Source organism: Enterococcus infantis, from assembly GCF_049166715.1.
GTDB lineage: Bacteria > Bacillota > Bacilli > Lactobacillales > Enterococcaceae > Enterococcus_C > Enterococcus_C leclercqii.
Genome location: NZ_JBMHFB010000008.1, coordinates 97,969 through 111,490, shown reverse-complemented (window position 1 = coordinate 111,490; position 13,522 = coordinate 97,969). Strand labels below are relative to the sequence as shown.

At 43.2% G+C, this 13,522-nt stretch carries 15 protein-coding genes; 12 read left to right on the top strand and 3 right to left on the bottom strand.

Annotated elements, in window-relative coordinates; all coding sequences use genetic code 11:
- Window positions 1–79 precede the first annotated feature (79 nt).
- Window positions 80–949: a hypothetical protein gene (locus tag ACOMA8_RS10805; RefSeq protein ID WP_421370683.1), complete on the bottom strand. Its 870-nt coding sequence runs from the start codon at window positions 947–949 to the stop codon at window positions 80–82.
- Between ACOMA8_RS10805 and ACOMA8_RS10800 the strand changes: the two genes are divergently transcribed.
- From ACOMA8_RS10800 to ACOMA8_RS10790, 3 genes are all read left to right on the top strand, one after another.
- Window positions 948–1,121, top strand: coding sequence for a hypothetical protein (locus ACOMA8_RS10800; protein WP_421370681.1), 174 nt, complete (start codon window positions 948–950; stop codon window positions 1,119–1,121). The genes ACOMA8_RS10805 and ACOMA8_RS10800 overlap by 2 nt on opposite strands.
- A gap of 179 nt (window positions 1,122–1,300) precedes the next feature.
- A complete protein-coding gene (locus tag ACOMA8_RS10795; protein ID WP_421370680.1) occupies window positions 1,301–2,338 on the top strand; it encodes a DHH family phosphoesterase in 1,038 nt (345 codons plus the stop codon).
- Between the two features lie 180 nt (window positions 2,339–2,518).
- Window positions 2,519–2,764: a GlsB/YeaQ/YmgE family stress response membrane protein gene (locus ACOMA8_RS10790; RefSeq protein WP_161899724.1), complete on the top strand. Its 246-nt coding sequence runs from the start codon at window positions 2,519–2,521 to the stop codon at window positions 2,762–2,764.
- A 156-nt stretch (window positions 2,765–2,920) separates the two neighbouring features.
- Here ACOMA8_RS10790 and trpS read toward each other — a convergent pair whose 3' ends face one another.
- A complete protein-coding gene (gene trpS / locus ACOMA8_RS10785; RefSeq protein WP_161899725.1) occupies window positions 2,921–3,931 on the bottom strand; it encodes a tryptophan--tRNA ligase in 1,011 nt (336 codons plus the stop codon).
- A gap of 359 nt (window positions 3,932–4,290) precedes the next feature.
- On the opposite strand from trpS, the gene ACOMA8_RS10780 reads away from it, so the two are divergent.
- From ACOMA8_RS10780 to ACOMA8_RS10740, 9 genes are all read left to right on the top strand, one after another.
- Window positions 4,291–5,028, top strand: coding sequence for an amino acid ABC transporter ATP-binding protein (locus ACOMA8_RS10780; protein ID WP_161899726.1), 738 nt, complete (start codon window positions 4,291–4,293; stop codon window positions 5,026–5,028).
- 15 nt (window positions 5,029–5,043) lie between these two features.
- Entirely contained in the window at window positions 5,044–5,853 is an 810-nt protein-coding gene (locus ACOMA8_RS10775; protein ID WP_161899727.1) for a transporter substrate-binding domain-containing protein, read from the top strand.
- Window positions 5,854–5,869: 16 nt separating this feature from the next.
- Window positions 5,870–6,517, top strand: coding sequence for an amino acid ABC transporter permease (locus ACOMA8_RS10770; protein ID WP_161899728.1), 648 nt, complete (start codon window positions 5,870–5,872; stop codon window positions 6,515–6,517).
- Window positions 6,518–6,536: 19 nt separating this feature from the next.
- Entirely contained in the window at window positions 6,537–7,196 is a 660-nt protein-coding gene (locus ACOMA8_RS10765; protein WP_161899729.1) for an amino acid ABC transporter permease, read from the top strand.
- A gap of 272 nt (window positions 7,197–7,468) precedes the next feature.
- Window positions 7,469–8,272, top strand: a complete 804-nt coding sequence (gene racE / locus ACOMA8_RS10760; protein ID WP_421370676.1) for a glutamate racemase — start codon at window positions 7,469–7,471, stop codon at window positions 8,270–8,272.
- Window positions 8,273–8,298: 26 nt separating this feature from the next.
- Window positions 8,299–9,672: a ribonuclease PH gene (gene rph / locus ACOMA8_RS10755; RefSeq protein ID WP_421370832.1), complete on the top strand. Its 1,374-nt coding sequence runs from the start codon at window positions 8,299–8,301 to the stop codon at window positions 9,670–9,672.
- Complete coding sequence (locus ACOMA8_RS10750; RefSeq protein ID WP_421370674.1) at window positions 9,669–10,181, top strand: metallophosphoesterase family protein; 513 nt, start codon at window positions 9,669–9,671, stop codon at window positions 10,179–10,181. Before rph ends, ACOMA8_RS10750 begins: the two co-directional genes overlap by 4 nt.
- Window positions 10,182–10,327: 146 nt before the next feature.
- The gene (gene cbpB, locus ACOMA8_RS10745; RefSeq protein ID WP_161899732.1) at window positions 10,328–10,837 is read left to right on the top strand and encodes a cyclic-di-AMP-binding protein CbpB; all 510 of its coding nucleotides are present in this window, start codon (window positions 10,328–10,330) and stop codon (window positions 10,835–10,837) included.
- A gap of 163 nt (window positions 10,838–11,000) precedes the next feature.
- On the top strand, window positions 11,001–12,068 hold the full coding sequence (locus ACOMA8_RS10740) for an endonuclease/exonuclease/phosphatase family protein (protein WP_421370671.1): 1,068 nt from the start codon (window positions 11,001–11,003) through the stop codon (window positions 12,066–12,068).
- A 291-nt stretch (window positions 12,069–12,359) separates the two neighbouring features.
- Here ACOMA8_RS10740 and ACOMA8_RS10735 read toward each other — a convergent pair whose 3' ends face one another.
- Complete coding sequence (locus ACOMA8_RS10735) at window positions 12,360–13,289, bottom strand: mechanosensitive ion channel family protein (RefSeq protein ID WP_421370669.1); 930 nt, start codon at window positions 13,287–13,289, stop codon at window positions 12,360–12,362.
- Window positions 13,290–13,522: the final 233 nt, after the last annotated feature.

Sequence of the window (13,522 nt, the reverse complement as noted above, 5' to 3'; positions counted from 1 at the left end):
AACTGGTTGAGTCTGTCAGTTTTTCAGAAGTTTTTGTGTGCCAAAGCTGTGTTCCAGACAATCAGTTTTGCTCCAGATTTTAAGGAAGCAAATCTTTTGGTTGATCTGTATCTTGGGAAAGTAGCTGGTGATCAAGAGCAGTCATTTTTTGATTGGCCTCCTCGTACAAGGCGGGGATTTGCTTTAATAGCTGCTGTGATAAGGCCAGGGGATCTTCTACACTGGTAGTTTTAAGTTCTACCGTCGAAACTTCTTTTACCAGTTTCTCTATGATGCCGCGGGTTTGATCCACAACTTCAGCTGGTAATAAGGCTGTATTATAGGAAGCGTAGAGGGTACTCACCGCTGTGATAGTAGCGGCATATTGCAATAACCAGGTGAAAATGTACTGTAGGTCCAATTCGGCTACATCTTTAGAAGCAATCCTAGAAACGAGAGTTGCGACTGGAAGGAGCAGTGAGGGAGGCTGCAGTTCATTTAGCGACAAGTTTTCTTCTTCAAGATTTTGATGTTGGGCCAAGTCTAATCGATAGGAGACAAAAAGGAGCTGATCCAAGGTTTCTAGTACAAAAACACCGGTGGCTTTATCTTTTTTGTAAGTAGTCGTTTCTGGAAGTGCGGTTTGCGCCTGTTTTTTACTGATCAACCAGGGAGTCGGTTTGATATAGAGGTTGAGATACCGTTCTTTTGAACTGACCAGCTGATTTAGCAGCGATTTCTTTGAAGTGGATGCTGTCAATTCTTCCGCCCATTGCTTATCAGTTATTTTTTTTAAGATTATCAGGTAATCCTCCCGAAGACTCAGCTCGTTTACCGCTTTTTTATCGGAAGCATTGAAGCCTTGCACAGCATAATAAGCAACCTTCCAGCAGTTGGCTTGTCTTGCCAACTCATTGAGCGCAGACACTTCAATGACTTTCCCCGGCTGTGAAGACAGAGAAGATTTCATGGCAGCAAGAAATTCTGTTTGTGCCTCGCTTAAAAGTGACTTGTTGGAAAAAAAGGCCATTATTCATCACCTCGGTTTTTCTTATTATTCTAGCGTTTTTAAGGTGGCTGTACAAGGCAAAGACAACCGCGGTACTTTTGAGGGAGCTTTTGGGATTGAACACCTACCTTAATTTGTGTGGCACTTTGATTGAATCATTTGCACCGATGACGTGAAAAAGGTAGAATAAACAGTGTTTTGCCAAAGGGGGCAAGCTAGTCTTTTTATACACACCGGGAGAAGCTACAAGACTTTTGAAAAGTCGGCACCGGAAAAATATGACACGATCTGAAAGAAAGCAGGAAGATTATCATGACGAAGTTTCTTATCAAACGTTTTTCCCATACCGACCTGGATGGTGTCGGTTCAGCATTATTATTGCCAAATGTTTTACAAGAATTTCCGGAGTTTGCAGATGCAGATTATTTGCCAGTCACCTATAGTGAGCCGGGAAACGAAGGAACCATTGATCCAAATGTAGAAAGTTTTATGGAACATAATACAGAAGCCGTTACTCATCTGTTTATCACAGATATTTGTCCCTCGCTTCCAGTCGTTCGCAAATTGGCTGCGTATTGCCAAGAAAAAAATATTCAATGGAAAATCTATGACCATCATATTTCCTCAATGGAAATCAAAGAGGCATTTCCCGAAAATGCCCGAATTGCAGTTATGGACGAGACGACTGGGCTCAAACATTCTGGGACATCGGTGATTTTCAAAGAATTACTCAAAAAAATGCCTACTCAGCTGTTTGCCGATGAAAAATGGGAGCGATTGGCGCGGGTAGCAGATTGCATTCGCTGTTACGACTGTTGGGACTGGCAGGCGAATCCTACAGCTGCTTATAAAGAAGAGGCCAAAGACTTCAATAACCTTTTTTACTTTTTCAGCTCTGAAAAGCGAATTGAATTGATGGCTTCAGTGATGGTAAACGGATTGAGCTATTTGGATCAGTATCAGGATATTGTCACGGCGATGCAGGAAAAAGAAGCAGACTACATCCATGGCAAATTGAAACGCGCCCAGTTTGGCACGTTGGCTGATTTACGCTTTGCTTATGTTTTTGGCGAGCAGTATCAATCTTCGTTGGGGAATGCACTGGCAGCTATGGAAGATCCAGAGACGGGTGAGGTTGTTGATTTTGGTATGGTGATTGTCGGTGGTGGAGTTTCCTTGCGGGGAATCAAAGAAGATGTCGATTTATCTGTGATTGCAAAACGTTTCTTTAACGGTGGTGGTCATCAGAAAGCCTCAGGAGGCAGCTTCTTCAAACAGGAATTGTTTATTAAAGATTATGCAGCTCCTTCTGATGAAGAGAAACTGTTATTATCGATTACAAATAGCTGAAAAAACGTGGTAGCTGTTGCTGCCACGTTTTTTTGCCAAAAGCTCCGGCTATCTCTTTTTATTTTGATAAAATGAGCAGATGAATTTCCTATTTTTCTAGTAACGTGTATCATAATAACTGTAAAAAGTATTAATTAATGAGCATTTTTTGTATGACGAAGATAGAAGGAGGAAGTTGAAATGGGATTTATTTGGTCATTAATCGTAGGTGGAATCATTGGTGTAATTGCCGGGGCTATTACTAATAAAGGTGGCTCTATGGGCTTGATTGCAAATGTAGTAGCAGGCCTGGTGGGTTCTGCTGTAGGACAAGCACTTTTCGGCAGTTGGGGCCCAATCATTGGCGGGATGGCAGTTGTACCTTCCATTATTGGTGCTGTCATTGTGGTGGCAGTTGTTTCATTTTTCTTTGGACGCAGTAAATAGCCGTAATTCATTTGGACTTTTAACAATGAAAAGCCAAGTCATTTCCACTTTTTAATGGAAGTGACTTGGCTTTTCTGGGCTCACGTTTCCTAGTATTCCCTTCGGAGGACGGAGACTAGGTGATTGCCACAGTTGTTGTACCCAAAATTCAGTTGTTTAAGCGAAATAATTAATTCCCATGGCTGATTTGACTTCGGCCAAAGTCGCAGCAGCCACTTGCTCTGCATCCTCACTGCCTTTTTTCAACATCGCCATCACAGCAGCCGGGTCTTTTGCAAACTCTTCACGACGTGCACGGATTGGACCAAACTCAGCTTCTAAAATATCAATCAGGTAGCGTTTGATCTTCACATCGCCCAAACCGCCGCGACGATAGTGAGCTTTCATTTCCTCGATTGCTTCTTTGTCGGTTCCAAAGACATCCAGGTAAGTAAAGACCATGTTGCCTTCTACTTGGCCGGGATCTTCCACATGAATGTGCTTGGGATCGGTATACATGCTCATAACTTTTTTAGCCAAGACATCGGCAGGATCGGAAATATAGATACCATTGCCCAATGATTTACTCATTTTACCGTTACCATCGATACCGGGAAGACGGCCTTGTCCTTTTGGTGGCAGAACGGCTTTAGGTTCCACTAAAACCTCTCTATAAGTATTGTTAAAGGAATGAACGATTTCTTGAGTCTGTTCTAACATCGGTTTTTGGTCTTCACCGACGGGCACTAGATTAGCCTTAAATGCTGTGATGTCAGCAGCTTGAGAGACGGGGTAAATAAAGAAACCTGTTGGAACACCTTCACCGAAGTTTTTTTGTTCAATCTCTGTTTTAACGGTTGGGTTGCGTCGAACGCGCCCAACAGAGACAAGATTCAGATAATACATAGTCAGTTCCGCCAACTGAGGAATCATAGATTGGATAAAGATAGTCGTTTTTGAAGGATCCAAGCCGATTGCCAGGTAATCCAAAGCGACTTCCAGAACATTAGCAGAAACTTTTTCGGGATTTTTTGCATTATCTGTCAAGGCCTGCATATCCGCAATCATGATGTACAATTTGTTGTCAGGATCTGCCTGCATTTCAACACGTTTTTTTAAAGATCCAACGTAGTGTCCCAAATGGAGTTTTCCGGTGGGGCGATCGCCGGTTAGTATGGTATTACTCAATGATTTCACCTGCTCCTTAATTATTGTTTCTGTTTCAGTGTACCTTTTTTTAGAAGAATAGACAACTGACTCTATCAAGAAGTTGGACCTTTAGGACACTGCTTGCCAGCGGATTCAAATCCGCAAAAAATGAAAGAAAATTGCTAGTGACTATTATGAATATTTGATGAATAAAAAACTTGATATTTCTCGCAATTTGCATTGAATCACGAATGTTGTTGCTTGGATTTGCCGAATAATTTCGGGAATATTCAGAAAATAACCGGTATAAAGAGATTTTTTTCTTTACAAGTTCTCAAAAATATCGCTATAATAATGAGTAAATGCCAAAATGAGTATGAAATAAGGGGGATGACTGCATGGCGATGATCGAGTTTGCGAATGTAGAAAAATTTTACGGAAAGTTTCATGCATTAAAAAATATTAATTTACAATTTGAACAGGGTGAAGTCGTTGTTGTAATTGGGCCATCTGGTTCCGGGAAAAGCACCATGTTACGCTGCATCAATGGTCTTGAAAGTATTACTTCCGGTGAACTTTTGATTAATGACAAGGATTTGCATGATAAAAATACCAAGTTGACTGAGGTTCGCAAAAATATCGGGATGGTTTTCCAACATTTCAACCTCTATCCAAACAAGACCGTTTTGGAAAATATCACCTTGGCACCGATTAAAGTATTGAAAGAGTCTCAAGAAGAAGCGACGAAAACCGCTGAAAAACTGTTGGATCGTGTCGGAATGTTGGATAAAAAAGATGTGTATCCATCAACACTTTCCGGTGGCCAGCAGCAACGGGTGGCTATTGCTCGCGGACTGGCTATGAAACCCGAAGTCTTGTTGTTCGATGAACCAACGTCAGCGCTGGATCCGGAAATGATCGGTGACGTCTTGAATGTTATGAAAAAAATCGCGAAAGACGGAATGACGATGATTGTAGTTACTCACGAAATGGGCTTTGCACGAGAAGTTGCCGATCGAGTGATTTTCATGGCAGATGGCGAAGTCGTTGAAGAAAGTCGCAATCCGGAAGATTTCTTTGAAAATCCTCAGTCTGATCGCGCCCAACAATTTATCAGTAAAGTTATCAATCATTGATTCGGAGGGGAACATATGAAGAAAAGACTGCTTTCACTACTATCCCTCTGTTTACTTGTCATCACGCTGACTGCTTGTGGTGAAAAAGTAGCCGATCGGGATATTGCAAAAACCAGTAAAGAGGAAAACCAGATCACCTGGGGAGTCAAAAACGACACCCGTTTGTTTGGGATGATGGACGTCAAGACCAAAGAGGTCAAAGGATTTGATATTGATATTGCTCGCGGGATTACAGAAAAAATCTTAGGGGCTGACGGCAGTGCTGTTTTTGTGGAAGTGACTTCCAAAACGCGCATTCCTTTATTGAAAAACGGCAATATTGACGCTATCATCGCTACTATGACTATTACAGAAGAACGCAAGCAGCAAGTGAATTTCTCAGATGTTTATTTTGATGCCGGTCAGTCACTGCTTGTAAAAAAGGGCAGCAAAATCAAGAGCATCAATGATTTGGGGGCTGACACCACCGTTTTGGCGGTAAAAGGTTCAACTTCTGTGGACAATATCAAAAAAGCTGCCCCCGAAGCCAAAGTTTTGGAGTGGGAAAACTACGCAGAGTGCTTTACTGCTCTTCAATCCGGACAAGGGGATGCAATGACTACCGATAACGCGATTCTTTTGGGGATGGCCTCACAAAATCCGGATTATGAATTGGCAGGAGGTGCTTTTACCAAGGAACCCTATGGAATTGCCATCAACAAAGGCCAGGATAACTTTTTAGCTGAGGTTAACCAAGCACTTCATGAAATGCATGAGGATGGAACCTATGATCGCATTTATGACAAGTGGTTTCCGGATTCTGATGATGGCCGAGTGAAAGAATAAGAAAGGAGCAGCGCGCATGATCCAACTATTCCAAGAGTATCACAGCTTGTTTTTTGAAGGCTTTAAAGTCACTATTTACTCCAGTGTTATTGCGCTGGTCTTCAGTTTGGTCATTGGCACCTTAATGGCTATCCTACAGTTATCTCAAAATAGACTGGTTGCCGGTTTAGCGAAAGCTTACGTGGAATTTTTTCGTAACATCCCGCTTTTGATCATTGCCATGTTCTTTGTAGTGGTAGTTCCAATGTATTGGGTTGTCCTGGATGGTTTTCAAGCTGGGACGATTGCACTGATTATTTATACCTCGGCTTTTATTGCTGAGACGGTTCGTTCCGGTATTCAAACTGTGCCGAAAGGGCAAATGGAGGCAGGGTTATCTGCTGGGTTCACCTACTGGCAAACAATGCGCTATATCGTATTGCCGCAAGCTTTCAAAATCGTGATCCCGCCATTGGGAAATCAGTTTATCAATCTGGTGAAGAATTCTTCAGTCTTGGCCATGGTGGCCGGCCTGGATCTGATGTATCAAGCCGATTCAGTGGCAAATACGACGTTTGATACCTTTAATACCTATATTATCGCTGCCTTGTTTTATCTAGTGTTGACATTGCCATTGTCTTACTTGATGAGTCATTTAGAAAAACACTGGGCATTGACGGACTAGAAAGGAGACGTGACCTGTTATGCAAAACTTTATTGATGCTTATTCCTATGCAAATTTAAGCTTTTTGATGGATGGTTTGCTGGTGACGATCTTAGTCTCCGTCGTTTCTATCTTACTGAGCTTTATCATCGGTGGCATCTTGGGGGTGCTGCGCTTTGCCAATATCCCCCTGTTGTCCAAAATCGTAGGACTAGTGGTAGATATCATCCGAAACTTGCCACTGCTGCTGATTATTTTCTTTACGTATTTTGCTTTACCTCAGATTGGTATCAAATTGTCGATTTTTTGGGCCGCAGTTGCCGCGTTGACAATTTTTGAATCTGCAATGCTTTCTGAGATTTTCCGGGCGGGGTTAAATGCTGTGCCAAAAGGACAGATGGAAGCGGGGCTATCCACTGGGTTGACTTACACGGAGACTATGACAAGTATCGTTATTCCTCAGGCTTTTAAATCGATGATTCCCGCATTAGTCAGTCAATTGATTTCATTAATCAAAGATACCTCGCTGGCAGTTATTATCAGTCTGCCGGAGCTTACTCATAATGCGAAGATTATTTATGGCCAAAATGAAAGCTACGTCATTCCTATGTTTGTGGCAATGACCGTGATGTATTTTATTGTTTGTTATGTATTGTCGCTATTATCCAAGTATTTGGAAAAACGTCAGTACAATTATTAAGCCAGCTTTTCCGGCCGAGTACTTGGGCCGGATTTTTTTGTGGTGTTAACTCAGCGTTTTTATTAAACAAATTTGCGCTTCAAAGACAGATACTTGAAATCTCCGGTAAAAAAGGTGAAAATAGGTTATCTGTTATGTTTTTGATCTTTTGGCTTTCCAAAATCAGGTTCACTTACCAGCAACCAGAGTAAAAAGATTGGTAGTGAATCTTGTTTATGGAGAAATTCAAGAAAGCAGACAGAATGTGCCTAAAGGATAAAGGATTGAATCATATGACGAATCAACGTGCAATCGGCTTTATCGATTCTGGAGTCGGTGGCTTAACTGTAGTCAAAGAAGCACTGCGACAGCTTCCAAATGAGGGCTTTGTATATTTGGGAGATACTGCCCGTTGCCCTTATGGACCGCGTCCGGCAGAACAAGTAATCGAGTTTACTCGCCAAATGGCTGCTTTTTTAATGGAACAAAACATCAAGCTGTTGGTAATTGCCTGCAATACAGCAACTGCTGTGGCTTTAGATATTATTCGGGAAGAGTTGCCAATCCCTGTTGTTGGAGTGATTTTGCCAGGAACCAGAGCTGCTGTAAAAGCAACCCGCAGCCGCCGTATTGGTGTTATCGGCACCCAAGGGACGATCAAGAGTCATTCTTATCGGCGAGCAATTGAATCAAAAACGGACAAGACAGCGATTTTTGGATTGGCTTGTCCTAAGTTTGTCCCAATCGTTGAAAGTAATGAATACCACTCACCAATTGCAAAAAAAATTGTGGCCGAGACCTTGAAACCGCTGCAGCTGAAAAAGATTGATACCTTAATTTTAGGGTGTACCCACTACCCATTGCTGCGACCAATCATTCAAAATTATATGGGCAGTAGTGTGACTTTGATCGACTCTGGTGCGGAAACAGTTGGGGAGGTCAGTGTCTTGCTGGATTATTTTAATATCGCCAATCCTGATCCATCAAAAATTGGTGATTGTCGATTTTTCACCACTGGTTCCACTAAACTCTTTGATGAAATTGCAAATGATTGGTTGCCGGTGAAAGTTCATTCTCAACACGTAGATCTTGACTAACAACGACTTTAAAGGAGAAATAAATGATCAGACATGATGGACGAACTCCGCAAGAACTGCGGAAAATTTCGATTAAAACCAATGTTTACAAACATCCCGATGGCTCTTGTGTCATTCGCTTCGGTGATACAGAAGTCATCTGTTCGGCGACGGTGGAAGAACGGCTTCCTCCTTTTTTGAAGGATAGCGGACAAGGCTGGGTGACCGCTGAGTACAGCATGTTGCCTCGAGCGACAGATACCCGCAATCGAAGAGAGAGCGCCAAAGGAAAGCTCAGCGGCCGTACCATGGAAATTCAACGCTTAATTGCCCGGGCGTTGCGGGCAGTGGTGGATCTGGAAAAATTGGGTGAACGTAGTATCCTGGTGGATTGTGACGTGACCCAAGCAGACGGCGGAACCCGCACAGCCAGCATTACCGGCGCTTTTGTAGCCTTGCGTTTAGCGGTGGACAAGCTTTTAGCGCAAAATATCTTGAAAGAAGACCCCATCAAAGAGCATTTAGCAGCGGTCAGCGTAGGGATTCTTCCAGATGGCAACTGCGTGACTGACTTGGATTTTGCTGAGGATCATTCTGCTGCTGTGGACATGAATTTGGTGATGACTGAAAAGGGACGCTTTGTAGAAATTCAAGGGACTGGAGAAGAAGCTGCTTTTTCAGGAGAAGAGCTCAATGAAATGATTCTTTACGGAAAAACCGCCATCGAATCGCTGATTGCTTTTCAAAAAGAAGCCTTGCTGGAAATGGATTATCCTGAAGTCGATGAAAAAACGATTGTCATTGCTACCGGAAATCCCGGTAAAGCGAAAGAATTTGAAGCGATGTTTGCTGCTGCCGGCTATCAGATTAAGACTTTGAAAGATTTCCCGGAATTGACAGAAGTGGAAGAAACGGGAAAAACGTTTGAAGAAAATGCCCGCCTAAAAGCTGAAACCATCGCCCAGATTCTGAAACAGCCGGTTTTAGCAGATGACAGCGGCTTGATGGTCGATGCGTTGGGGGGGATGCCGGGAATATATTCTGCCCGCTTTGCCGGGGAACACAAAAGTGACGCGGCTAACAATGCCAAACTGCTCCACGAGCTGACAGAAGTGCCAGATGACAAACGCACGGCCCAATTTCACTGCACACTGGTTTTTGCCGCACCTAGAAAGGACAGCCTGGTGGTGGAGGCAGACTGGCCGGGGCACATTGGCCGTATTCCAAGAGGTGAACAGGGCTTTGGCTACGATCCGCTTTTTGTACCTGAAGGGTTGGAAAAAACGGCTGCCGAGCTGCCGCCGGAAGAGAAAAACCATCTGAGCCATCGTGGTCTGGCACTTGCGAAAATGCAAAAGTTGTGGCAAGACTGGTTAGAAGCTGAGGATAACAAGGAAGCAAAAGAGGGAGAAAATAGATGAAATATTTAGTTGTATCTGATAGCCACGGCGACCGTCAAATTCTAGAAGAAATTGCCGCTCATTTTCGTGAGACAGTGGATTTGTTTATCCACTGCGGAGACTCAGAATTACCGGCAGACGACAAATTATTCGAAACGTTTCAGGTAGTGGGGGGCAATTGTGATTTTGATGCCGGCTACAAAGAACGACTACTGTTAACAACACCTTTGGACCGCATTTATGTGACTCATGGACATCTATCTGACGTTCGCTTTGGTCTGAGCAAAATTGCCTATGAAGCGGCGGAAAACGATGCGACGATTGCTCTTTTTGGTCACACCCATCAGATCGGCTGTGAAGTCGTTCAGCATCGGCTATACTTAAATCCCGGAAGTATCACTCAGCCTCGAGGACCAATTCAAAAGAAAGCCTTCGCTATCATTGATGCTGATGCCAAAGGTTGGGATATCCAATATTTTGGTCGTGACTTTGCGCCTTATACAGATTTGCATTTTACGTTTCCTCGTTGAGTGATTAAAGTGAAAGGGCTTTTTGACTACCTTAATAACGACTGAAAACTGCGTAAGAATTTTATAAAGGAAGGAGGAGAGGTAAACTTTTCTCCTTCCTTTTTTGATACAATCAAGGTGAGCTTTAGGAAACGGAGGCTACTCTTTTGATAGGTAAAGATACGCAAGCACTGCTTTTGGAAAATCAAGACAACTTTCTGATTCCAGCAGATAATGTCGCGACAGTTATGTACAATCATTCACTGGATCATGCTTTGTTGGTATTGGCCAATGTCGGTTACAGCAAAATTCCTGTATTGGACAAGGACGACCATTTTGTTGGTCTGCTAGGATTAAATGATATTGTTCGGAAAATGGTTTCACTGACCAATATTGATACGGACAATTTGGCAGGATTGACTGTTGCCGATGTGATGGAGATTGGTGTGGACTGTCTGACAGATGAATCAGACCTGGAAGACATCTTACATCTCTTAGTCAATAATCCATTTCTGCCAATGATTAATAAGGATCGAATCTTCTTGGGAATTATTACCCGCAAAGAGATTCTGAAATGCACCAACCATCTGGTTCACGAGTTGGAACGCCGCTACCAGCTGCTGCCCAAAACGGACAAAAATCAAGGCCCAACAAAAAAAGGGCTAAAAGTTGTTTGATGTTTTCAATAACCTTTGAGTCACGGACAGTCGCCTGATACACTTGGCTGTTGGTGGCTTATTTGTTTTGCTGGAAAGTAAGGAAATAAAAGTGTGAAGAAAAACAAAGCCTTTTTCCTGTTTTTATTCCTGTGGTATGATGAGGTGAATTGGAGGAATTGAAATGAAGAAAGTTTTGAAAATTGTAGCTGGGTTGGTTGCCCTGCTCTTGGTCATTGTGATTTGTTATGTGGGATATGTTTTCATCAGCTACAAACGGCTGCCAGATCAGATGAGCTTGTCGGTGGCAGACCACAACGAGGCATCTCTGGAAAAGAGCAAGAGTTATGACATCATGAGCTACAATATCGGTTATGCTGCCTATCCGGCTGACTACAGCTTTTTCATGGATGGTGGGAAATATTCGCGGGCTTATGATAAAGCGACAGTAGAAGACAACATGGCGGGAATTTTGAAGACCACTAAAGCCCTTGATCCTGATTTGGCCCTGTTTCAGGAAGTAGATCAAGATGGTGATCGTTCCCAACATGTGGATGAAGTAGCTGGTTTACAAAAAGGTTTGGCGGAGTATAGTAATGTGTATGCTCAAAATTATGACTCGGCTTATCTTTTTTATCCCGTGACTGATCCCATCGGAAAAGCCAAATCCGGTCTGTTGACCTTCGCCAAAGCCCATATGACTGAAAGCACGCGGTATTCACTGCCAATTGATACGGATTTCAACAAGTTTTTTGACTTGGATCGGGCTTTTTCTGCCACTAAAATTCCGGTGACAGACGGGCGGACATTGACTTTGATCAACTTGCACATGTCAGCCTTCACTAAAAACCGCGACATTCGCCAAGCGCAGTTGGATAAACTATTCAACTTTATGAAGCAGGAGTATGAAAATGGCCATCATGTGATCGTTGGTGGCGATTTTAATCACGACATGTTGGGAAATAGCCCGGAAGTATTTGGCACCCAAACAGAGCCTTTCAACTGGACCCATGCGTTTCCGACTGACCAATTGCCTGCCCACTTCCGCGTAGCTACTGACGGGCTGGCAGAGGCCAAAATCCCATCGGTTCGTCGAAACAATGAGCCCTATAAAGCGGGTTCTTCCTTTGTCTCCGTCGTGGACGGGTTTTTAGTTTCTGACAATGTATCTGTTGAAAAAGTCGCTGTCCATGACCAGGGTTTTGCGAATTCAGACCACAATCCTATTGTGATGACCTTTCAGTTAAAGTAAGGATAGGATTTCTGTGACAGATTAGCCAGCTTCCCGTATTAAAGCTATGAAGACCAGACTAAGAGTAGAGAGTAGAGGATAGAATCATCGCTGGATGGTTTTATCCTCTTATTTTGCTTAGAGGCAAGACAAAATGGTGGCGAAAATTTTTTTGCGAATGGTGATGCTCCAAAAGGTAAAAAAACGACTATCCGCCATTCGTTTGGAATAACAGATAGCCGTCTTTTGCTGGCGTCTTTCGTTTGGGGTGTTCGGTTGAGAGAAAATTGTGATGCCAATCATTGAATTAACTCATTTAAGCGGGGCAGTAACCGGACCCGTGGGAATGGTGAACCCGGCTTCAGTCAAGGCGTCGATACCCGCTGCCAGAAACTCTTCTTTTAAAGCTCCTTGGCTGCCATTGACAGCATAAAAGGTGGTGCGAATCACGTAGTTGCCTCCGCCAATATCAACCAGCCCGAAGACGACTGGCGGTGTCGTAATTTTTTGCTGTTCGAGCTCAGCCAAGCGACTATTGCTTTTTTCGACGACTTCGCGAATCTTATCTAAGCCTTCAGCTGGCAGAATCCGGACATCGACGATTACTTGCATATCTGCTCGAGAGTTGTTGCTGATAGTCGTAATGTTGCGATTAGGAATAAAGTGAACCGTCCCATTTAATGACCGCAGTTCTAAGGTGCGGATGCCCACAGCGATGACCGTGCCTTCAATTCCCAAATTTTGTAAGACGACATAATCACCGACATCTACTTGCTGTTCCAAAATGATGAAAAAACCGGTGATGATATCATTCATGAAGCCCTGTGCACCAAGACCAATGGCTAAACCGGCGATCCCAGCACCTGCCAATAGGGAACCCACGGGAACGCCTAATGTGGAGAGAACCGAATAGACAAAAAAGAAACCCAGAGTATAATGAACGACATTTCTCATCAAGGTGTGGATTGTCCGTACGCGACCTTCGTTGGCGCGATCGCGTTTTTGATAGGAGCGGTAACTGCGATCTACTAAAAAATCCCCAACTTTAAATAAGATAGCGAAAAGCAGAAGTAAAAAGAGCAGCATCAACCCTTTTTGGATGGCAGAACCGGCAATTGCTTCCCAGTCGATATTTGACCACCAACGCTGCAACGCATTTAGCTGTTTAGCCGCGGGTTCTGTTATTTTTGAGCCGGTTGAATCAGTGGTACTACTTTCAGTAAGTAATCTTAGCGGTGTCATTATAAAATCAACCTCCATTAGTCAGAAATCAGTCAATAGTTCTAGTCGTTGAGCAACAGTTTTTATTGTAACAAAAAGCTGCCTGTGTGTCATAGATGACCAGCTAATAAAAAATGCAAAGTGTAGTTACTTATTTATATTAGCAAGGGGAGCTCAGTTGGGATATAAAAAACGTATCACACACCGGAAACTGACAGTCTCAGAAACTACCGGTGATGTGATACGGATTGGAT

Excerpts from the sequence above, each read along its gene's own strand:
- ACOMA8_RS10800 (WP_421370681.1), top strand. The coding sequence starts at position 948 with ATGGCAGCAAGAAATTCTGTTTGTGCCTCGCTTAAAAGTGACTTGTTG.
- ACOMA8_RS10805 (WP_421370683.1), bottom strand. The coding sequence starts at position 949 with ATGAAATCTTCTCTGTCTTCACAGCCGGGGAAAGTCATTGAAGTGTCT.
- ACOMA8_RS10795 (WP_421370680.1), top strand. The coding sequence starts at position 1,301 with ATGACGAAGTTTCTTATCAAACGTTTTTCCCATACCGACCTGGATGGT.
- ACOMA8_RS10790 (WP_161899724.1), top strand. The coding sequence starts at position 2,519 with ATGGGATTTATTTGGTCATTAATCGTAGGTGGAATCATTGGTGTAATT.
- ACOMA8_RS10780 (WP_161899726.1), top strand. The coding sequence starts at position 4,291 with ATGGCGATGATCGAGTTTGCGAATGTAGAAAAATTTTACGGAAAGTTT.
- ACOMA8_RS10775 (WP_161899727.1), top strand. The coding sequence starts at position 5,044 with ATGAAGAAAAGACTGCTTTCACTACTATCCCTCTGTTTACTTGTCATC.
- ACOMA8_RS10770 (WP_161899728.1), top strand. The coding sequence starts at position 5,870 with ATGATCCAACTATTCCAAGAGTATCACAGCTTGTTTTTTGAAGGCTTT.
- ACOMA8_RS10765 (WP_161899729.1), top strand. The coding sequence starts at position 6,537 with ATGCAAAACTTTATTGATGCTTATTCCTATGCAAATTTAAGCTTTTTG.
- racE (WP_421370676.1), top strand. The coding sequence starts at position 7,469 with ATGACGAATCAACGTGCAATCGGCTTTATCGATTCTGGAGTCGGTGGC.
- ACOMA8_RS10750 (WP_421370674.1), top strand. The coding sequence starts at position 9,669 with ATGAAATATTTAGTTGTATCTGATAGCCACGGCGACCGTCAAATTCTA.
- ACOMA8_RS10740 (WP_421370671.1), top strand. The coding sequence starts at position 11,001 with ATGAAGAAAGTTTTGAAAATTGTAGCTGGGTTGGTTGCCCTGCTCTTG.
- ACOMA8_RS10735 (WP_421370669.1), bottom strand. The coding sequence starts at position 13,289 with ATGACACCGCTAAGATTACTTACTGAAAGTAGTACCACTGATTCAACC.